Annotated in this window: 16 protein-coding genes; 10 read left to right on the plus strand and 6 right to left on the minus strand. The window is 69.1% G+C overall.

The features are described from left to right. The first annotated feature begins 15 nt into the window (after positions 1 to 15). Together metG and ADL01_RS16555 are read left to right on the plus strand one after the other, a co-directional pair. Positions 16 to 1731 carry a methionine--tRNA ligase gene (gene metG, locus ADL01_RS16550; RefSeq protein WP_053742758.1) on the plus strand — a complete coding sequence of 572 codons (1716 nt, stop codon included), beginning with the start codon at positions 16 to 18 and terminating at the stop codon, positions 1729 to 1731. Positions 1732 to 1853: 122 nt separating this feature from the next. Then, positions 1854 to 2219, plus strand: coding sequence for a PH domain-containing protein (locus tag ADL01_RS16555; protein ID WP_053742759.1), 366 nt, complete (start codon positions 1854 to 1856; stop codon positions 2217 to 2219). A gap of 110 nt (positions 2220 to 2329) precedes the next feature. Here the strand turns inward: ADL01_RS16555 and aspS are convergent, their stop codons facing one another. Continuing rightward, entirely contained in the window at positions 2330 to 4093 is a 1764-nt protein-coding gene (gene aspS / locus ADL01_RS16560; RefSeq protein ID WP_053742760.1) for an aspartate--tRNA ligase, read from the minus strand. A 243-nt stretch (positions 4094 to 4336) separates the two neighbouring features. Here aspS and ADL01_RS16565 point away from each other — a divergent pair, with 243 nt between their 5' ends. The 3 genes from ADL01_RS16565 to ADL01_RS16575 all read left to right on the plus strand — a co-directional run bounded on the left by ADL01_RS16565 (position 4337) and on the right by ADL01_RS16575 (position 8929). Beyond that, positions 4337 to 6565 (plus strand): ATP-binding SpoIIE family protein phosphatase, encoded by a 2229-nt coding sequence (locus ADL01_RS16565; protein WP_053742761.1) that lies wholly within the window; start codon positions 4337 to 4339, stop codon positions 6563 to 6565. Between the two features lie 7 nt (positions 6566 to 6572). Further along, a complete protein-coding gene (locus ADL01_RS16570; protein ID WP_053742784.1) occupies positions 6573 to 7949 on the plus strand; it encodes a cytochrome P450 in 1377 nt (458 codons plus the stop codon). Between the two features lie 86 nt (positions 7950 to 8035). Then, the gene (locus tag ADL01_RS16575; protein WP_053742762.1) at positions 8036 to 8929 is read left to right on the plus strand and encodes a Bro-N domain-containing protein; all 894 of its coding nucleotides are present in this window, start codon (positions 8036 to 8038) and stop codon (positions 8927 to 8929) included. Positions 8930 to 9019: 90 nt separating this feature from the next. Here ADL01_RS16575 and ADL01_RS16580 read toward each other — a convergent pair whose 3' ends face one another. The 3 genes from ADL01_RS16580 to ADL01_RS16590 form a co-directional block, all read right to left on the minus strand. Beyond that, a complete protein-coding gene (locus ADL01_RS16580; RefSeq protein WP_053742763.1) occupies positions 9020 to 9991 on the minus strand; it encodes a pirin family protein in 972 nt (323 codons plus the stop codon). 133 nt (positions 9992 to 10124) lie between these two features. Continuing rightward, positions 10125 to 12275 carry a YncE family protein gene (locus tag ADL01_RS16585; RefSeq protein ID WP_053742764.1) on the minus strand — a complete coding sequence of 717 codons (2151 nt, stop codon included), beginning with the start codon at positions 12273 to 12275 and terminating at the stop codon, positions 10125 to 10127. A 223-nt stretch (positions 12276 to 12498) separates the two neighbouring features. Next, entirely contained in the window at positions 12499 to 12963 is a 465-nt protein-coding gene (locus tag ADL01_RS16590; protein ID WP_053742765.1) for an SseB family protein, read from the minus strand. A gap of 205 nt (positions 12964 to 13168) precedes the next feature. On the opposite strand from ADL01_RS16590, the gene ADL01_RS16595 reads away from it, so the two are divergent. The 4 genes from ADL01_RS16595 (at position 13169) to ADL01_RS16610 (ending at position 17480) form a co-directional block, all read left to right on the plus strand. Next, entirely contained in the window at positions 13169 to 14995 is a 1827-nt protein-coding gene (locus tag ADL01_RS16595; RefSeq protein ID WP_053742766.1) for an acyl-CoA dehydrogenase, read from the plus strand. Positions 14996 to 15256: 261 nt separating this feature from the next. Further along, positions 15257 to 16591: a M18 family aminopeptidase gene (locus tag ADL01_RS16600; RefSeq protein ID WP_053742767.1), complete on the plus strand. Its 1335-nt coding sequence runs from the start codon at positions 15257 to 15259 to the stop codon at positions 16589 to 16591. Positions 16592 to 16685: 94 nt separating this feature from the next. Continuing rightward, complete coding sequence (locus tag ADL01_RS16605) at positions 16686 to 16904, plus strand: DUF6458 family protein (protein ID WP_053742768.1); 219 nt, start codon at positions 16686 to 16688, stop codon at positions 16902 to 16904. Between the two features lie 81 nt (positions 16905 to 16985). Then, the gene (locus tag ADL01_RS16610; protein ID WP_053742769.1) at positions 16986 to 17480 is read left to right on the plus strand and encodes an LURP-one-related/scramblase family protein; all 495 of its coding nucleotides are present in this window, start codon (positions 16986 to 16988) and stop codon (positions 17478 to 17480) included. 189 nt (positions 17481 to 17669) lie between these two features. Here the strand turns inward: ADL01_RS16610 and ADL01_RS16615 are convergent, their stop codons facing one another. Next, positions 17670 to 18467 carry a carbon-nitrogen family hydrolase gene (locus ADL01_RS16615; protein WP_053742770.1) on the minus strand — a complete coding sequence of 266 codons (798 nt, stop codon included), beginning with the start codon at positions 18465 to 18467 and terminating at the stop codon, positions 17670 to 17672. A 331-nt stretch (positions 18468 to 18798) separates the two neighbouring features. Here ADL01_RS16615 and ADL01_RS16620 point away from each other — a divergent pair, with 331 nt between their 5' ends. After that, the gene (locus ADL01_RS16620; RefSeq protein ID WP_053742771.1) at positions 18799 to 19623 is read left to right on the plus strand and encodes a maleylpyruvate isomerase family mycothiol-dependent enzyme; all 825 of its coding nucleotides are present in this window, start codon (positions 18799 to 18801) and stop codon (positions 19621 to 19623) included. Between the two features lie 275 nt (positions 19624 to 19898). Here ADL01_RS16620 and ADL01_RS16625 read toward each other — a convergent pair whose 3' ends face one another. Further along, entirely contained in the window at positions 19899 to 21191 is a 1293-nt protein-coding gene (locus ADL01_RS16625; protein WP_053742785.1) for an MFS transporter, read from the minus strand. Between the last annotated feature and the right edge of the window lie 182 nt (positions 21192 to 21373).

The raw sequence follows: 21373 nt of genomic DNA on the forward strand, positions 1-21373 counted from the left end.
TGGGAGCAGCCCGCAATGGCTCGACACCTCATCACCAGCGCCCTTCCGTACATCAACGGGATCAAGCACCTGGGCAACATGGTGGGGTCCATGCTCCCGGCGGACGTCTACTCCCGCTACCTCCGCCAGCAGGGCCACGACGTCCTCTACATCTGCGCGACGGACGAACACGGCACCCCGGCCGAGCTGGCCGCGAAGGAGCAGGGCATCCCCGTAGCGGACTTCTGCGCGCAGGCCCACGACGCGCAGAAGGCGGTGTACGACGGCTTCGCGCTGGCCTTCGACTACTTCGGGCGGAGTTCCTCCCCTCAGAACCACGAGATCACGCAGGAGATCGCGCGCGAGCTCAAGGCGAACGGGTTCATCGAGGAACGGGCCATCCGCCAGGTGTACTCCAACGCCGACGGCCGCTTCCTCCCCGACCGCTACATCATCGGCACGTGCCCGCACTGCGGCTACGACAAGGCCCGCGGCGACCAGTGCGAGAACTGCACCCGCGTCCTGGACCCGACCGATCTGATCGAGGCGCGCTCGGCGATCAGCGGCAGCAGTGACCTGGAGGTCCGCGAGACCAAGCACCTCTTCCTCCTCCAGTCGGTACTGGCCGGAGAGGTCGAGTCCTGGGTCGACGAGCGCGCCGACAGCTGGCCGGTGCTGGCCTCCTCGATCGCCCGCAAGTGGCTCACCGAGGGCCTGCACGACCGTGCGATCACCCGCGACCTCGACTGGGGCGTCCCGGTCCCGGCCGACACCTGGCCGGAACTGGCCGCCGAGGGCAAGGTCTTCTACGTCTGGTTCGACGCCCCCATCGAGTACATCGGCGCGACGAAGGAGTGGGCGGACGAGGACCCCGAGAGCCGTGACTGGCGCTCCTGGTGGTGGAAGTCGGACACGGACGTCCGGTACACGCAGTTCATGGGCAAGGACAACGTCCCCTTCCACAGCGTGATGTTCCCGGCGACCCTGCTGGGCACCCGCGCGCCGTGGAAGAAGGTCGACGTCATCAAGGCCTTCAACTGGCTGAACTACTACGGCGGCAAGTTCTCCACCTCCCAGCAGCGTGGTGTCTTCACCCACGACGCGCTGGAGATCCTGCCCGCTGACTACTGGCGCTACTTCATGATCGCCAACGCGCCGGAGTCCGACGACTCCTCCTTCACGTGGGAGCACTTCACGGCCACGGTGAACAAGGACCTCGCGGACACCCTCGGCAACTTCGTCAACCGCGTCCTGTCCTTCTCGAAGAAGCGCTTCGGCGACGAGGTCCCGGCGGGCTCGGCGGCCGGCGAGGCGGAGGTGAAGCTGGGCGAGCAGATCGCCGAGCTGCTCGCGGAGTACGAGAGCCAGATGGAGGCGCTCCAGTTCCGCAAGGCGGCGGCTGCCCTGCGCGCCCTGTGGTCGGCGGGCAACTCCTACCTGGAGGAGAAGGCGCCCTGGCTGGAGATCAAGACCGACCAGGACGGCGCGGCCCTGACCCTCCGTACGGCGATGAACCTCATCCACCTCTACTCGGTGGTCTCGGAGCCCTTCATCCCGACGACGGCGGCGACGATGCGCGCGGCGTTCGCGCTGGCGGACGACACGCGGACGTGGGTCACGGCCGACGAGGCGAAGTCCCTGTCCACCGTCCCCGCAGGCACCCCGTTCACGGTGCCGCCGGTCCTGTTCGCGAAGCTGACGGACGACGACCTGGAGACGTACAAGGAGCGCTTCGGCGGCGCCTCCGCGTAACCAGGCAGCGCACAGCAACTCACCTTCAGCAACACCGAACCACCGAACCGCCCGTGAACTCCCCGGAGCCCACTGGCGGTTCTCCTTCCGCTCCAAGCAGTCCACCTGACGGGGGTTCAACCATGGCACTCTTCGGCAACGCGCACACCGTCGATCCGTCCGCCGCACAGCAGGACTACGCCCGGCTGCTCGGCCAGAACGAGCAGGTCCACGCCGCGTACCAGCTGATCCGCGACACCATCCTGTTCACCGACCGCCGGCTCCTTCTGGTCGACAAGCAGGGCATCACCGGCAAGAAGGTGGAGTACCACTCGGTCCCGTACCGCAGCATCACCCACTTCGCGGTGGAGACCGCAGGCACCTTCGACCTCGACGCCGAACTCAAGATCTGGATCTCGGGTTCCGCGACCCCGATCCAGAAGACGTTCACCAAGGGCGTCGACATCTACGAGGTCCAGGCGATCCTGACGCAGTTCGTGACGAAGTAGGCGAAGTAGCCGCAGCTGGCGAAACTGCAGGACAAGACGAAGGCCCGGAACCCCTTTCCTCAGGGTTCCGGGCCGACCGTCACAAACCGCGACTACTCGCCGCCGCCGAACTACTTCGGCTGCGGCTTCCGCACCGAGATGTGCAGCTCCCGCAGCCGCGTCTCCTCCAGCTCGGTCGGCGCGCCCATCATCAGATCCTGGGCGTTGCCGTTGAGCGGGAACGCGATCGTCTCGCGGATGTTCGGCTCGTCGGCGAGCAGCATGACGATGCGGTCCACACCCGGGGCGATGCCACCGTGCGGAGGGGCGCCGAAGCGCAGCGCGCGGAGCATGCCGGCGAACTCGCGCTCGACGGTCTCCTCCTCGTAGCCCGCGATGCCGAACGCCTTCAGCATGATGTCGGGCTCGTGGTTACGGATCGCGCCGGACGACAGCTCGATGCCGTTGCAGACGATGTCATACTGCCAGGCCAGGATGTCCAGCGGGTCCTGGGTCTCCAGGGCCTCCATGCCACCCTGGGGCATCGAGAACGGGTTGTGCGAGAAGTCGATCTTGCCGGTGTCCTCGTCCTTCTCGAACATCGGGAAGTCGACGATCCAGCAGAACCGGAAGACGTTCTCCTCGAAGTGCCCGGCGCGCTTGGCGGCCTCGACCCGCACCGCGCCCATGATCTTCGAGACCTCGTCGAACTCGCCCGCGCCGAAGAACACGGCATGACCGGCCGACAGCGACAGCCGCTTGGTCAGCTCGGCGACGTTCTCCTCGGTGAGGAACTTCGCGATCGGCCCGGACAGCGAACCGTCCTCCGTGACCCGCACCCAGGCGAGACCCTTCGCACCCAGCGTGACGGCGAAGTCGCCGAGCTGGTCGAAGAACTTCCGGGGCTGCGACGACACGTCCGGCACCGGCAGGGCACGTACGTGCTTGCCCGCGAAGGCCTTGAACTCCGAGCCCTCGAAGACGTCGGTGATGTCGACCAGCTCCAGCTGGGCGCGCAGGTCCGGCTTGTCGGAGCCGTACTTCAGCATCGCCTCGCGGAACGGGATGCGCGGGAAGGGCGAGGTGACCTGACGGCCCTTGCCGAACTCGGTGAACAGCTCGGTCATCAGCCGCTCGATCGGCTGGAAGACGTCCTCCTGCTCGACGAAGCTCATCTCGACGTCGAGCTGGTAGAACTCGCCCGGCGAACGGTCCGCACGCGCGTCCTCGTCACGGAAGCAGGGCGCGATCTGGAAGTAGCGGTCGAACCCGGAGATCATCAGCAGCTGCTTGAACTGCTGCGGGGCCTGCGGGAGCGCGTAGAACTTGCCCGGGTTGAGGCGGGACGGCACGACGAAGTCGCGGGCGCCCTCGGGGGAGGTGGCGGTGAGGATCGGGGTCGCCATCTCGTTGAAGCCGAGGGCGGTCATCTTGTGACGGATCGCCGAGATGACGGCCGTACGCAGCATGATGTTGCGGTGCATGCGCTCGCGGCGCAGGTCGAGGAAGCGGTACTCCAGGCGCCGCTCCTCGTTGACCCCGTCCTCGGTGTTGATCGTGAAGGGCAGCGGCTGGGCGGCGCCGAGCAGCTCCACCTCGCCGACCTCGACCTCGATCTCACCGGTGGGCAGCTCGGAGTTGATGTTCTCCGCGCCACGCGAGACGACCTTGCCGTCGACGCGGACCGTCGACTCCTTGGAGACCTTGTCGAGGGCCTCGTAGGCGGGCGTGCCGGGGCGGGCGACGAGCTGCGTGATGCCGTAGTGATCGCGCAGGTCGATGAAGAGGATGCCGCCCAGGTCGCGCCGATTGTGCAGCCAGCCGCTCAGCCGGACGTCGCTGCCGACGTCAGAGGCGCGGAGCTCGCCGCAGGTGTGGGACCTGTACCGATGCATCGTCGTTCATCCAGCCTTCGCGGATCGGGGATCGGGGTGCGTGTTTCGCACTCTCACATGTTTCACGTGAAACACAGACCCAGGGTACCGGCCACCCCGAGGCCGCTTTCCCGCAATTGTTCGCACGCGCAGCCTGCACCGCTCGTCCCGGAGTGCCCGACAGGGCAATCCGCAGGGCACTCCGCGTGGTGCTCCGTACAGCTTGGGTGGCACGCTGCGATCACCTCTCCATAAAGTAGGTCAATGCGCACTGGTGAGCCCCTGCCCGCCGTGGGGGACGTCCTGGTCGCCCTCGCAACCGGCCTGTGGCATTGGGACACAGCAACAAACCTGGTCACCCTCGACGCCGAGGCGGCCCGTCTGCTCGGCCTGCCCGCCGAACCGACCGCCCTCACGGAGGCCGCGACCCGCGCCCGCCTCCACCCGGTCGACTGGAACGAGATCGCCGGCGTCATCCAGCTCGCCGTCGCCGAGGACAGCATCGCCGAGGTCCGGGTCCGGGTCATGGACGGGCAGGGCCGGGTGATCCGTACCGTACGCAGCCGCGCGAAGCCGACCTTCGACCTCGACCGCAAGGCGTACGACGTGATCGGCACCTTGCAGGAGGTCACCGAGCCCCAGCCGGGCACCGCCGCCCGCACCCCCGTCACCGGTGACTGGCGCCGCTCGCGCGAGGCGTTCCTGCTGGACGCGGGCCGAGCGCTCGCCGAGGCACGGTCCACGGAGGAGGTGCTGCGGGTCGCGGCCGGCCTGTCGATGCCGGGCTTCTCACCGGACGGCCTCGCCGTCTTCGGCGTCCAGGGCGACCGTCTGACCGTCATCGGCCATCACGGCCAGCGCCCCGGCGACGAGCGGCCCTTCTCCCACATGTCCCTGGAGACCGACTACCCGGCCGCCGAGGTGGTCCGCACCGGCCGGGCCGTCTACCTCTCCTCGCCCGATGCCTACCAGGACCGCTACCCCACCGCCTGGCCGCTTGCCCAGGTGTTCGACCGCCAGTCCTGGGCGTTCCTGCCACTGACCGTCGCGGGCCGCACGATGGGCGCCTGGATGGCGGGCTTCGCCTACCCGGTCAGCTTCACCCCCGACGAACGCTCCGTCCTGACCACGGTCGCCCGCATGCTCGCCCAGGCCCTCTCCCGGGCAGGCGTGGCCGAGTCGGAACGCGAACTGACGGACGGCCTGCAGCGCTCCATGCTGCCGGTCCTCGGCCCCGAGATACCCGGCATGGACGTCGCCGCCCGCTACATACCGACCGGCGGCGGCCTCCAGGTCGGCGGCGACTGGTACGACATGATCCCGCTGCCCGGCGGCGGACGCTTCGCCCTGGTCATCGGCGACGTCCAGGGCCACGACGTGCGCGCCGCCGGTCTGATGGGCCAGCTCCGCATAGCGCTGCGCGCCTACGCCTCCGAGGGCCACCGCCCCGACGCCGTCCTCTCCCGCGCCTCCCGCTTCCTGCACGGCATCACCCACTCCGGGGACCACGCGGGCGTCGGCGACCTGCGCTTCGCGACCTGCCTGTACGTCGAGGTCGACCCGGCGACCGGGGTCCTGGAGATCGCCCGCGCCGGCCACCCCGACCCGGCGATCCGGATGGCGGACGGCACGGTACTGACCCGCCCGACCGCGGGCGGCCTGCCCCTGGGCATCGACCCGGACGCCGACTACCCCACCACCCTCCTCGCCCTCGAACCCGGCGAGACCATGCTCCTGTGCACCGACGGCCTGATCGAGACGGGCGGCCACGACCTGGAGACGGGCTGGCAGCGCATTCGCGGCACCCTGGAGGAACACAAGGGAGACATCGACGGTGACGGGTTGGAGGAGCTGGCCGACGCCCTGGTCCAGGCGGTGCACGGCCCGTCCTCCCACCACACCACGGGCCCCCTGGCCGACCGCCGCGAGGACGACATAGCGCTGCTGCTGCTGAGCCGGCCGGGCGAACGCGCCGCCGACGGCGCACTGCCACCCGCGGTACGCCCCACCGTCCGACGCACCATGCTGACGATCGCCCAGGCGGAACCCGAGCGCGTCGCGGTGGCCCGCCAACAGCTCCGCGAACAGCTCCACGACTGGCCCTGCGCCGACCAGATCGACTCGGCGGTCCTTCTGGTCTCCGAGACGGTCACCAACGTCCTGGTCCACACCGACGCCGACGCGTTGGTCGTCGCCGAGGTCACGGGCGACCCCGGGGCGCGCCGCATCCGCGTCGAGGTCACGGACGTGAGCGACGACCTCCCGCACAAACGCCGCCCGGGCGAACTGGCGTCGTCGGGCCGGGGCCTGATGCTGATCGAAATGCTCGCGGACGCGTGGGGGGTGGACCCCCGGGGCGAGGGCAAGAGCATCTGGTTCGAGCTGTACGAGAAAGCGGTGGAGAAGGAAGAGGAGAAGGAAGCAGAGGAGAAGAAGAAGACAGAAGGGGAGAAGGCAGAAAGGACACACCCGGGCGCCGCGAAAAGCGGATGATATGAACATGGCTGTCACGCGCACCGCCACGCCCGCCCCCGGCCCCACCGGCCACCCCCTGCTGGGCTCGGCCCTCGACCTCCGCAGGGACCCGCTCGGCACGTTCGTCCGCACCCAGCGGGAGTACGGCGACGTGGTCCGCGTGACAGCGGGCCCACCCGGCCTCCGTACGGTCATGTACGGCGTCTTCTCCCCCGAGGGCGCCCAGCAGGTCCTGGCCACCCAGGCCGGCAACTTCCGCAAGGACAACGCCTTCTACGAGGAGATACGCCAGACCGGCGGCAACGGCCTGCTGACCAGCCAGGACGACGACTATCTCCGCCAACGCCGCCTGATTCAGCCCCTGTTCACAAAGAGGCGGGTCGACAGCTACGCCACGGCGATCACCCAGGAGGCCGAGGCGACGGCGGCACGCTGGCGCAACCGCGCCGAGGTGGACGTCGTACAGGAGATGGACCGCCTGGCGCTGCGCACGGTCACCCGCGTCCTGTTCGGAACGGATGTCGAGGCCGCGGTGGACGTGATCCGCGCCAACTTCCCGGTCATGAGCGCGTACATCACCGGGCGGGCCTACGCCCCGCTCAAACTCCCGCGCTCCTGGCCCACACCGTCCAACAGACGTGCGGAGGCGGCGACTCGGGCGGTGTACGAGGTCTGCGACCGGATCATCGCGGCCCGCCGGAGCGAGGGCGGCGAAGCAGCGGACGACAATGCCGACTCCGACCTGCTCTCCCTCCTCTCCCGGGCGCGGAACGAGGAGGACGGCAGCCTCGACGCCACCGAACTCCGCGACCAGGTGCTGGTGTTCCTCCTCGCGGGCCACGAAACGACGGCGACGTCACTGGCCTTCGCCCTCCACCTCCTGGCCCGCCACCCCGAGGCCAGGGCAAGGGCCCAGCAGGAAGTCGACGCGCTGCCGCCCGACGAGCCCTGCACAGCGGCAGACATGGACCGACTCCCGTACCTGACCCAGGTCCTGAAGGAGACGATGCGCCTGTACCCGGCCGCTCCGCTGGTGGGCAGGCGGTCGGTGGCGGAGACGGAGATCGACGGCCACGTCATCCCGGCGGGCGTGGACATCCTGATCTCCCCCTGGGTCACCCACCGCCACCCGGCCCACTGGGACACCCCCGACCGCTTCGACCCGGACCGCTTCACCCCCGCCCAGGAATCCGCCCGCCACCGCTACGCCTGGCTCCCGTTCGGCGGTGGCCCCCGCGCGTGCATCGGCCGCCACTTCTCGATGCTGGAATCGGTCCTGGCCCTGGCGGTACTCCTCCGCGAGTACGACCTCGAAACCCCGGACGCGGACATCCCGGTCACGGCGGCGGTGACGTTGCAGGCGGTGGGGGAGGCGCGGGTGAGGGTGCGGGCGCGAAGGTGACGCGTCAGCTTAATGAGTGAACATCATTGCTTCGAACACGAGTTGCGCCCCCACCTGCCTACTTTCGGAGGCGGAGGTGATGCTCGATGTACGAGCAGAACAACAACCCGCCGTCGAACGATTCGACGGCACAGCGGGACGCGATCGAGATCAGTGACTTCGTATACGCGGCGACAGGTGCGCGGGTACGGAGGCTGACGCTGCCGGACGGCGCTCACTGGTTCCCTGCCGTCGACGTGTGCAAGAACCTGGGATACGCACACGTCGGCTCCGCTCTGCGCAACGTCGCCGACGCGACCAACTTCGCCAGTGTCGAGAGTGTGCTCCTGAGGCACTGTCTCAGCGTTCCCGCAGGTCGGGAGTGGCGACGAGACATGAACGTCGTCAACCTTCAAGGCCTGATCCTGTTGGTCAACGGCTGCACGAAGCCGGAGGCGGAGCCCTTCAAAACCTGGGTTTCCGAAGTCATCGCCACCATCCAGCGCGACGGCTCCTACTCCCTGGAACCGGCTCCCCTGCAGCCCGCTCCCACCGGCGGCACCGCCTACGTCATGCCGCAGCAGGTGGCCGACGCCCTCGTCGCACTCGAACAGCGCAGCATCCGGACGGACGATCTACTGCGCCAGATCAACGACAACCAGAAGGTGATGGTCGATGTACTGCGGGACATCGCCCAGACCCTCCGACGCCCCAACGACCGCACCCGGTCCGTCCAGGCGCCGGAGTTGACGCCCGAGCAGCTTCTGACCAACTGGAAGTCCAGGAACCTCGCCGTCACCGAGGACGTCCACACGGTCGCCGCCCACCTGGCCCCGGCGCTGCTCCACGGCGGCGCCGACTACAGCGTGGAGGAGATCGCCGTCTGCACCGGGCTGACACCCGACCGCGTCGGCAACGCCCTGGAGTTGCTGTCAGAGCATGGGTGTGTGCGTCAGGTGGGCCGTGCTCCGGACGGCGCGCCGTTCTACGTGCTGCCGTAGTCCCGTAGCCCTGTAAGCAAGACAGGCCCGAAGTCGCAAAACCAAGTTGCGACTTCGGGCCTACTTGTACAGTACTGAACCTTCGCGGGTCTACAGGCCACCCTCGGACATTCCGTGAACCGCCGGGATCGTTCCCAGCCGGCCCTTCTGGAAGTCCTCGAACGCCTGCTCGAGCTCCGCCCTCGTGTTCATCACGAACGGGCCGTAGTGGGCCATCGGCTCACGGATCGGCTGGCCACCAAGGAGGACGACCTCCAGGTCCGGGGAGTTCGCGTCCTGCAGTTCGTCCGCGCGGACCGTGATCGACGAGCCCGTGCCGAAGACCGCCGTCTGACCCTTTCGCACCGGCCGCCGGTCCGCGCCCACGCTGCCGCGCCCCGCGAGGACGTACGCCAGACCGTTGAAGTCCTCCCGCCAGGGCAGGGTGACTTCCGCACCGGGAGCCAGCGTGGCGTGGACCAGGCTGATCGGGGTGTGGGTGATTCCGGGACCCTCGTGGCCGTCCAGCTCACCGGCGATGACGCGCAGGAGCGCGCCGCCGTCGTGGGACGTGAGGAGCTGGACCTGACCGCCCCGGATGTCCTGGTAGCGCGGGGCCATCATCTTGTCCTTGGCCGGGAGGTTCACCCACAGCTGGATACCGTGGAAGAGGCCGCCGGACATGACCAGGGACTCCGGGGGCGCCTCGATGTGCAGAAGGCCCGAGCCGGCCGTCATCCACTGGGTGTCCCCGTTGGTGATGGTGCCGCCGCCGCCCTGCGAGTCCAGGTGGTCGAAGATCCCGTCCATGATGTACGTGACGGTCTCGAAGCCCCGGTGGGGGTGCCAGGGCGTGCCCTTGGGCTCTCCGGGGGCGTACTCGACCTCACCCATCTGGTCCATCATGATGAACGGGTCGAGGTGCTTGTAGTTGATCCCGGCGAACGCCCGGCGCACCGGGAATCCCTCACCCTCGAAACCGCTCGGCGCGGTCGTCACGGTGAGCACGGGACGCGCCACCGCGTCGGCCGGAGCGGCCACACGGGGCAGGGTCAGCGGGTTCTCGACGGTCACTGCAGGCATGTCGGGACCTCCTTGTGCGGCCAGTTTAGTTGATTATTGAACTTCCTGCTAGCCCCAACAGAGAAGACCCGGAGGGCATTCCCTCCGGGTCTTCCCGGGTCTTCTCGACCGGGGGCCTCTAGGCCCTGTCGGCCTAGTTGCTGAAGTACAGGTACTTCCAGCCGCCGAACGTCGTCGAGTTCACGTTGTCGCCGGAGGCGCCGTCGACGTAGGCCGCCCGTATCCGGGCCCGGATGCCCGACGTACCGGGCGCCGGGAGCTGCACCGCCGACTTGCCGTTCCTGTCGAGCTCGAAGTACTCCGAATCGGCCGAGTTCCACCTGTTGTCGTAGTAGACCTGCAGGTCGACGCGCTGCCTGCGGTCCGGGAAGGCGGGCATCGTGGTGGTCATCAGGGGCTCGGTGTTCTTGTGGAACCAGTAGTACGAGGTCGAGCCGATGTTGCCCGTCCTGTAGTACCGCGACAGAGCCGTGGAGATCCGCACGCGCGCGTACGCCGTGACCTTGGCCGACTTCGGCGCGAAGCGGGCGTCACCCTTGAAGACAGCGGTGACGGCCGTGTCGCGGGTCATGTCCACGGTCACCGCGAGGTCCCCGGCGGAGTTGACCCGGGCTGTCCTGACCAGCTTCTTCGGCTTGTCGGTGCCGTACGGGTCGACCCAGATCTCGACCGTACGGTTCCGGTACGTGCCGCCCAGGTGCGCGGTGAACCGGACGTCGGTGCCGTAGTCGTAGAGCTTCTTGTTGTTGGTCAGGGTCAGCGTCGGCGCCGTACGGGACACCGCGACCTTGTCGGAGGCGCCGACCCCGACATGCCCGGCGTCGCCCGCGTACGTCACCTGGTAGGTGACCGTGCCGCCCGCCGGCGGGGTGTCCGTGAACGAGTAGGTGCCGTTGGGCCGCACCGCGACCGACGGCAGCGTCCGCCCGTTCGGGGACTCCATGTCGGTACGGGTGACCGTCAGCCTGACGCCGGCCGGCAGCGCCACCGTCGCCGACAGCTTGCCGGAGACCGTGAGCTTCCTGGCCCGGGTGGCCGTCGCCGGAGCGTTCACCGTCAGGGTCGGGACGTTCTTCGTCGGGTCGGTGAGCGCCTTGAGGGTGTACCCGTCGGCGGTCCCGACCAGAGCGAAGATCCGGGAGGCATCCGGCGCCCAGGCCAGGTCGGCGGTGGCGTACGTGCCGGCCGTGTACGTACGGAGCGGCCTCGTCGCGTTCGGCCGGAAGACGGCCACCTTGGCACCGTTGGCCTGGGCGACCAGACCGTTCGGGGCGATGTCGGCACGCTGGCCGGCCGGGTAGGCGCCCGCCTTGGCGAAGTCGCCGTTGGCGTAGGCGTCCCGGTCCGTGCCGTTGGCCAGCACCTGCGCGGCGCCGGGGACGAGGTCGATGTCGCCGAGGCCGTTGTTGAGCGTGTAGTCGCCGTGGTGCCAGGCGGTCAGCCGGGGCTTCGGTCCGGAGACGTCCAGGACAGCCATCGAGGACGTGGGCAGGCCGGTCTCACCGACGGCCAGCAGGCCGGGCGCCGAGGTGCTCGCGTCGAGCAGCGCCTGGCCCCGCATGCCGATGTTGCCCTCGGGGAACTGTTCCATCGCCACCTGGCCGACCGCGGCCACGGTCGCGGACCGGCCCGCCAGAGCCGTGCTGGAGGTCTCGGCGGAGGAGTCCGCGGAGGTCTCCGGGGAGGGGGAGGGGGACTCGGCCGAGGGCTCGGGCGACGGCTCCGTGTTCGGCTCGCTCGGATCAGGCGTGGGCTCCGTCGGGTCCGGAGTCGGCTCACTGGGGTCCGGCGTGGGCTCGGTCGGCTCCGGCGTCGGCTCCGGGTTCTCGGTCACCGTCGGGTCGATCGAGCCCAGGTTGCCGTTCCCCTGGTCGCCGTAGCTGAACCAGAGCTTGCCGCCGGCGAAGGCGAGGTTGCTCGGGCCGGTGCCGGTGGGAATCGAGTAGCGGGCCTTGATGTTCAGGGTGGCCGGGTCGAGCGCCACGATCTGGTGCCGGGCGGGCAGGGCCGCGTACAGGGTGCGTCCGTCGTCGGACAGCGCCAGGTCGACGACCGAACCGAGGAGACTGACGCTGTCGACGACGGCGCCCGAGTAGTCCGCGGCCAGTACCCGGCCGCTGCCCCTGTCGCCGACGAAGACCCGCTCCAGGGTCGCGTCCGCGACGATGCCGCCGGGCGACTGGACGGTGGCGACGGCCGCCGAGGCCGTACCGGTGGTGGCGACGCTCAGCGCCACCGAGCTGAAGAGGACGGCGAGTGCCGTCGCTGTCGACGTGCTGCGCATACGCACAGTGGATGAACCCCCCCAAGAGAACCCGGAATCACACCGGGAGCTGAGAGCGCCGCGCGACACCCAGACGCGACCGCCGAAGCGGTTACCACTGGGGCGCGGCTGCCAGAAGAGACCTTATGGCATGCCTGCGACAACCGCAGGGGGGTTTTCCGGTACGGGAAGGGGGTTTTCGACGCCCAGGCAGGGAGGGGAGGTAACAGGAGGGGAGGGACCGTCAGCCGTACATCCTGCGCATCGCGAACTCCACCATCTGCTCGACCGCCTTCGCGTCGAACACCATGCGGTGCTCGCCCTCCATGTCCACGACGAAGCCGTAGCCGGTGGGCAGCAGGTCGATGACCTCGGCGCCGGTGATCACGAAGTACTTGGACTCCTTGCCGGCGTAGCGGCGCAGTTCCTTCAGGGAGGTGAACATCGGGATCACGGGCTGCTGGGTGTTGTGCAGCGCCAGGAACCCGGGGTTGTCGCCGCGCGGGCAGTACACCTTCGACGTGGCGAAGACCTGCTGGAAGTCCTCGGCCGACATCGAGCCCGTCGTGAAGGCGCGCACCGCGTCCGCGAGGGACGGCGGGGACGGCTCGGGGTACAGCGGGGGCGGCTGGCCGTACCCGCCCGGCATCTGCTGCTGCGGCTGGGCGTACTGCTGCTGCGCTCCAGCGTTCTGGTCATAGCCGTACATGGCCGCAAGAGTACCGAGAGCGGGGTGACCCCGGGGCGGCCCGGCCCCCGGCCCACCCCTGGACGCGTAACGCGTCACACATCAAGGGTTGGGGTTGCGTCTTATTACCGGCGGGTAGCATCATCGTGGAAGGCAGCTACTAGTTGGTATGCGAATCAGGCGCGAGGAGTCAGTGCCTCGCCGATCTCTCTACGGAGCCGTCGCCATGGGGCACTACAAGTCGAATCTCCGCGACATCGAGTTCAACCTCTTCGAGGTCCTCGGGCGCGACAAGCTGTACGGCACCGGTCCCTTCGCGGAGATGGACACGGACACCGCCAAGAGCATCCTCGAGGAGATGACCCGCCTCGCGGAGAACGAGCTGGCCGAGTCCTTCACGGACGGCGACCGCACCCCGCCGGTCTTCGACCCCGCGACCAACACCGCGCCCGTCCCGGCCTCCTTCAAGAAGAGCTACAAGGCCTTCATGGAGTCGGAGTACTGGCGCCTCGGCCTGCCCGAGGAGATCGGTGGCACCACCGCGCCGCGCTCCCTGATCTGGTCCTACGCGGAGCTGCTGCTCGGCGCGAACCCGGCCGTGTGGATGTACGCATCCGGCCCGGCGTTCGCCGGCATCCTCTTCGACGAGGGCAACGACGTACAGAAGAAGATCGCCCAGATCGCGGTCGACAAGACCTGGGGCTCCACCATGGTCCTCACCGAGCCGGACGCCGGCTCGGACGTGGGCGCCGGCCGCACCAAGGCGATCCAGCAGGAGGACGGCTCCTGGCACATCGAGGGCGTGAAGCGGTTCATCACCTCCGGTGAGCACGACATGGAGGAGAACATCCTCCACTACGTCCTCGCGCGGCCGGAGGGCCACGGCCCCGGCACCAAGGGCCTGTCCCTCTTCCTCGTACCGAAGTTCCTCTTCGACTTCGAGACCGGCGAGCTCGGTGAGCGCAACGGCGTGTACGCGACGAACGTCGAGCACAAGATGGGCCTCAAGGCCTCCAACACCTGCGAGATGACCTTCGGCGACCGTCACCCGGCCAAGGGCTGGCTGATCGGCGACAAGCACGACGGCATCCGCCAGATGTTCCGGATCATCGAGTTCGCCCGCATGATGGTCGGCACGAAGGCCATCTCGACGCTGTCGACCGGCTACCTCAACGCCCTCGAGTACGCCAAGGAGCGCGTCCAGGGTCCGGATCTCGCCAACTTCATGGACAAGACGGCGCCCAAGGTCACCATCACGCACCACCCGGACGTCCGCCGCTCGCTGATGACGCAGAAGGCGTACGCCGAGGGCATGCGCGCCCTCGTGCTCTACACGGCCTCCGTCCAGGACGAGATCCAGGTCAAGGAGGCGGCGGGCGAGGAGAGCGCGGCCCTGGAGGCCCTCAACGACCTCCTGCTCCCGATCGTGAAGGGCTACGGCTCCGAGAAGGGCTACGAGCAGCTCGCCCAGTCGCTCCAGACCTTCGGCGGCTCCGGGTTCCTCCAGGAGTACCCGATCGAGCAGTACATCCGCGACGCCAAGATCGACACCCTGTACGAGGGCACGACCGCGATCCAGGGCCAGGACTTCTTCTTCCGGAAGATCGTCCGCAACCAGGGCGCGGCCCTCAACTCCCTCGCCGAGGACATCAAGAAGTTCCTCGCGCCGGGCACGGGCGGCGACGACCTGGCGGTGGCGCGCGAGCAGCTCGCCAAGGCCGCCGTCGAGCTGGAGGCCATCGTCGGCCTGATGCTGACGGACCTCGCGGCGACCGAGCAGGACGTCAAGAACATCTACAAGGTGGGCCTCAACACCACCCGCCTGCTGATGGCCTCGGGCGACGTCGTCGTCGGCTACCTGCTCCTCAAGGGGGCCGCCGTGGCCGCCGAGAAGCTGGCGACCGCGTCCGCGAAGGACGTCCCGTTCTACCAGGGCAAGATCGCGGCGGCGAAGTTCTTCGCGGCCAACGTCCTGCCGGGCGTCACCGGCGCCCGCAAGCTCGCGGCCGGCGTCGACCTCGATGTGATGGAGCTGGACGAAGCGGCTTTCTGAGCACACTTCGCACGCAGTTCGCACACTTCGCACACCCAGGCCACCACTGCCTGAGTTCACACAGGCCAAGTACGGCGGCCCGCACCGGGGTTCACCTTCCGGGGCGGGCCGCCGTACCGCTGAACCGGGACACATCCCCACGGTCCGCCCGGTGTCCGGAAACCGACCCGCGAACCAGTTGTCCCGCCTTCACACCTCCGTTACGAGAGCCCGCTCACCAACCCAGGGAGCGGGCGCTATTACGTCGTTAAGGTGAACCCCATGAGCGCACCCCACCGCTTCGACCGCGGCCTCACCGACGACCTGATGTCCTTCCTGGCGGCGAGTCCGTCGGCGTACCACGCCGTGGCGAACACCGCCCAGCGGCTGGAGAAGGCCGGCTTCCGACAGGTCGCCGAGACGGACGCCTGGGACGCGGAGACATCAGCGGCCGCCACCTCGGGGACCGGCGGCAAGTACGTGCTGCGCGGCGGCGCGATCGTGGCCTGGTACGTCCCCGAGGGCGCCGCGCCGCACACGCCCTTCCGGATCGTCGGCGCCCACACCGACTCCCCCAACCTGCGCGTGAAGCCGGTGCCGGACCTCGGCGGACACGGCTGGCGCCAGGTCGCCGTGGAGATCTACGGCGGGCCGCTGCTCAACTCCTGGCTGGACCGCGACCTGGGGCTGGCCGGCCGCCTCACCCTCCGGGACGGCACCACGCGCCTGGTGAACGTCGACCGGCCCCTGCTGCGAGTCCCCCAGCTCGCCGTCCACCTCGACCGCGCCGTGAACACCGACGGGCTGAAGCTCGACAAGCAGCGCCACCTGCAGCCGATCTGGGGCCTGTCGGACGATGTCCGCGAGGGCGACCTGATCGCCTTCCTCGAACAGGAGTCCGGACTCGCGCCGGGCGAGGTCACCGGCTGGGACCTGATGACCCACTCCGTCGAACCACCCGCGTACCTGGGCCGCGACCGGGAGCTGGTCGCCGGCCCGCGCATGGACAACCTGCTGTCCGTACACGCCGCGACGGCGGCACTGGCGGCCGTGGCGACCCGCTCCGCCTCCGGTGACGGGACACTCCCGTACATCCCGGTCCTCGCGGCCTTCGACCACGAGGAGAACGGCTCGCAGAGCGACACGGGGGCGGACGGCCCGCTGCTCGGCAGCGTGCTGGAGCGTTCGGTGTTCGCGCGGGGCGGATCGTACGAGGACCGGGCAAGGGCGTTCGCGGGCACCGTGTGTCTCTCCTCCGACACGGGCCACGCCGTCCACCCCAACTACGCGGAGCGCCACGACCCGACGCACCACCCGCGCGTCAACGGCGGCCCCATCCTCAAGGTCAACGTCAACAACCGCTACGCCACGGACGGTTCGGGCCGCGCGATCTGGGCGGCGGCCTGCGACAAGGCCGGCGTCCCGTTCCAGAACTTCGTCTCCAACAACTCCATGCCGTGCGGCACGACGATCGGCCCGATCACCGCCGCGAGGCACGGCATCAAGACGGTCGACATCGGCGTGGCGATCCTTTCGATGCACAGCGCGCGGGAGTTGTGCGGCGCCGACGATCCGCACCTGCTCGCCAACGCGCTGGTGGCGTTCCTGGAAGGGTAGTTGCGCGACCGCGCATACCTGTCCCAGGTCCGGGAACCCGGAAGCGACCGGAAACAACCGGAAACGACCGGCCCCGGACAGGGAGGCAACACTCATGAGCCTCGGCGGCTGCATCATCCTCATCGCCGTGGGAGCCATTCTCACGTTCGCGACCGACTGGGAGATGGAGGGGGTCAACCTCGACCTGGTCGGCGTCATCCTGATGGTCGTCGGACTGATCGGCGCCCTGACGTTCCGCAGCGTGGCGCGTCGCAGGCGGGTACTGGTACCGCCCTCGACGACGGTGATCGACGACGACCGACACCACGGCTGACCCCTCCACCCCCTTCAGTTCCTTCAGCCCATCGGCGTACCGGCGGCGTCGGGGACGCTGTGACGGGGAAGCGGTGAGTACATGAGATTCCTCGTACGCGACCGGCTGCTCGGCATCGGCGACGACTACTGGATCGAGGACCAGCACGGCACCAAGGTGTACCTGGTCGACGGCAAGGCGATGCGGCTGCGGGACACCTTCGAGCTGAAGGACACGCAGGGGCGGGTGCTGATCGACATCCACCAGAAGATGTTCGCCCTGCGGGACACCATGGTGATCGAACGGGACGGCGACCCGCTGGCGACGATCAGACGCAAACGCCTGTCGCTCCTACGCAACCACTACCGGGTGTCGCTGGTGGACGGCACGGAACTGGACGTCAGCGGAAAGATCCTGGACCGGGAGTTCGCGGTCGACTACAACGGCGAACTCCTCGCCCAGATCTCCCGCCGCTGGCTGCACATCCGGGAGACATACGGTGTGGACGTCGTACGAGACGACGCAGACCCGGCACTGCTGATCGCGGTGGCGGTATGCGTGATCCACTTGGCGGAGAAGGAACGGAGAGAGGACTGAGGGGGCCCATTTTCAGCCCGCCCGGCATCTCCAGCCCGCCCCGGCAAATCCAGCCCGTCCGGCACCATCCAGCCCGTCCGGCGTTTGAGGACAAGGCCCGTTCAGGGCCGAAGGGGGGTCTGGGGGCGCAGCCCCCAGGACGGGACGGGTAAGGGCGGCGGGGGCGAAACACCCCCCCCCGGCGCCACCTCAGTGCCGACCCGGCACCGCAACCCCCAACACCCTGTCCTTCAGCGCGGGAAACTGCTCCCGAGTCTCTCCCACCCGCAACGGCTCGAACTCAACCCGCAGAACCTCCTCGCCCGACCCCGCCTCCCCCAACACCTCACCCCAGGGATCAACCACGATCGAGTGACCGGCCTGCGGAACTCCCGCATGCGCCCCAGCCGTTCCACACGCAAGGACGTACGCCTGGTTCTCGACCGCCCGAGCCTGCGCCAGCAACGTCCAGTGGGCCCGCCGCCGCTCCGGCCAGCCCGCCGAGATGACCAGCGTCTCGGCACCCGCATCGACAAGACCGCGAAAGAGCTCGGGGAAACGGAGGTCGTAGCAGGTGGCGACGCCAACAGTCGTCTCGGGGAGAGAAACGGTGACGAGTTCCGCGCCCGCACCCATCAGCACGGCCTCGCCCTTGTCGAAGCCGAAGCGATGGATCTTGCGATAGGCGGCGGCCAGCTCACCGGCGGGGGAGAAGACGAGGGAGGTGTTGTACAGCGGACCTTCAGGATCCCGCTCCGGAATCGAACCCGCGTGCAGCCACACGCCCGCGTCGCTCGCCGCCTTCGCCATCGCGCCGTACGTCGGCCCGTCCAACGGCTCGGCCTCCGTCGCGAACTGCTCGTACGCGAAGGCGCCGGTCGTCCACAGCTCGGGCAGTACGACGAGGTCGGCTCCGGCCTCGTCCCGTACGAGCGAGGCAACTCGCTGCCGACGCGATTCGACCGATTCGCCCTCATCTACACCGATCTGAATGAGCGAGGCGCGCACACTACCACCGTCCTGACATTCGAGCCGTTCACACGGGCCTACGATCGTCACACGAAAGCACTGCCGGGGTGCCTCACAGCAGCGTAACTTAACGTTCCAAGACACCCGCTGACAGCTATCCCGCAGGCGCTTCCGTACCCATCGAAAACGCCGCACCACCGCCCGATCCCACCCCCGACACCTCCGACCCAACGACCTCCACCACCACCTCCCCACGATCTTCACCGCCGCCTTCACCGCGGCCTTAAGCACCGCCGACAACGCCGTCGACACCCGCCGTCACCCGCCGCTGCCACTGCCCGCGTACCGACCGCCCGAGGGGTCCCGTTCCGTGAGTCTGCATCCCACTCTCCAGCCCTACGCCGACGCCTGGACCCACTCCATCGAAGCGATATCCGAGCTGGTGTCACCGCTCGTGGAGGGCGAGTGGAACCGCCGGACCCCGTGCCCGGGCTGGTCGGTTCGTGACGTGGTGTCCCATGTCATCGGCCTGGAGTGCGAGATGCTGGGCGACCCGCGCCCCATCCACACGCTCCCGCGCGACCTCTTCCACGTCACGAACGAGCACCAGCGCTACATGGAGATGCAGGTCGACGTACGGCGACACCACACGGCCCCCGAGATGACGTCCGAGCTGGAGTACACGGTCATCCGCCGCAACCGCCAGCTGCGCAACGAGTCACGGGAACCGGGCGCGATGATCCGCGGCCTGCACGGCCAGGAGACGGCTCTCGTGGACGCCATGCGGACCCGTGCGTTCGACGTGTGGGTGCACGAGCAGGACCTGCGCACCGCCCTCGGCCGACCCGGCAACCTCGACTCGCCCGGCGCGCACGTCGCTCGGGACGTGCTGCTCGAAAGGCTCCCGAAGGTCGTCGCCAAGGACGCGGGGGCACCGCGCAGTTCGGCGATCGTCTTCGACGTACACGGTCCCCTCGAGTTCCTGCGCACGATCCGCGTCGACATCAACGGCCGCGGCACCCTCGAAACGTCCCCGGCCCTCGGCCCGGCCGCCGCCTTCACTCTCGACTGGGAAACGTACTTCCGCCTGGCCTGCGGCCGGGTGACCCCGGAGGCGGCAGCCGACCGCATCAAGGCAGAGGGCGACCCGGGCCTGACGGCGGCGATCCTGCACCACTTCGCGGTAACCCCCTGAGAACAGGTCTCTTCGCAGAGCCGCCCAACACTCCAGGCGCCGCCCCACACCCCCAGCCCGTCCGGCGTTTGAGGACAAGGCCCCTTCAGGGCCGACAGCAGGGACCCGGGGGGCCGCAGCCCTCACCAGCGACGCCCGCATCCCCCAGCGCCCCCGACACTCCCAGCCCGTCCGGTGTTTGAGGACAAGGCCCCTTCAGGGCCGACAGCGGGGGCCTGGGGGCGGCAGCCCCCAGCGACGCCCGCCCCGAGCACCGGCCCCGTACGAACCGTCGCTCACACAGGAACGTGCACAGTAGAAACCCTGCTCACAACCAACCGCTCCCGCTCCCGCCGCGCCGCCCGCTTCCGCAACCGCAGGATCTGGCTGACGCCAACCCCCTGCACCAGGAACACGAACGAGAACGCGACCGTGTAGTTGTCCCCGGTCGCGTCCAGCAGCACACCGACCGCGAACAGCGTCGTCATCGAGGCGACGAACCCGCCCATGTTGGTGATCCCGGACGCCGTCCCCTGACGCTCGGGCGGGTTGGCGGGCCGCGCGAAGTCGAAGCCGAGCATCGACGCCGGCCCGCAGGCCCCGAGCACCGCGCACAGCAGCACCAGCAGCCACATCGGGGCGTGGCCGGCGCCGACCACCGCCGGGTAGGCGAGCGTCACCGCCCACATCACCGCCGTAAGGCCCACCGTGCCGAGCGCCAGCGGCAGCCGCGCCGCGTGGTGCCGGGCGACGATCTGGCCGTACACCAAGCCGATGACCATGTTGGAGAGCACGACCAGCGTCAGCAGCTCCCCCGCCGTCGCCCGCGTCAGACCCTGGGCCTCGACGAGGAACGGCAGGCCCCACAGCAGCAGGAACACCATCGCCGGGAACTGGGTGGTGAAGTGCACCCACAGCCCGAGCCGCGTCCCGGGCTCACGCCACGAGGCGGCGATCTGCCGGCGGACGTACGCGGCCCCCTGGTGCGGGAACGGCTCCGGCTCGTGCCCCTCCGGATGATCCCTGAGGAAGGCGACCAGCAGAACCAGCACGACCAGGCCCGCGACCGCACTGCCCGCGAAGGCCGCCGTCCACCCGACGCCGTGCAGCAGCCGGGCCAGGAGGAGCGTCGAGACGAGGTTGCCCGCCATCCCGGCGAGCCCCGCCAACTGCGCGATCATCGGCCCGCGCCGCGCCGGGAACCACCGGGACCCCAGCCGCAGCACGCTGATGAACGTCATCGCGTCGCCGCACCCGAGCAGCGCGCGGGAGGCGAGGGCGGTGCCGTACGAGGGGGAGAACGCGAATCCCAGCTGCCCGGCCGTGAACAGCACCACCCCGATGGTCAGGACCTTCTTCGTACCGAGCCGGTCGACAAGCAGCCCGACCGGTATCTGCATGCCCGAGTAGACGAGGAGCTGGAGGATCGAGAACGTGGACAGGGCGGACGCGCCCACGTGGAAGCGGTCGGCGGCGTCGAGCCCCGCCACCCCCAGGGACGTACGGAAGATGACGGCGACGAAGTACACGCAGACGCCGACGGACCAGACCAGGACAGCGCGACGCCCACCCGGCGGATCACCGGGCAGCGAACCGGCACCGGAACCCGCACCCGCACCCGGACCTGAAGGACCTGACCCCCCACCCGCACCCGCACCCGCACCCGCACCCGCACCCGCACCCGCACCCGCACCCGCACCGAAACCTGACCCCGCGCCCAAACGCGAACCCTCATCTGCCCCCGAACCACCGTTCACAGCACGCTCCCCCC

This window comes from Streptomyces sp. NRRL WC-3618, from assembly GCF_001280005.1.
Classification (GTDB): domain Bacteria; phylum Actinomycetota; class Actinomycetes; order Streptomycetales; family Streptomycetaceae; genus Streptomyces.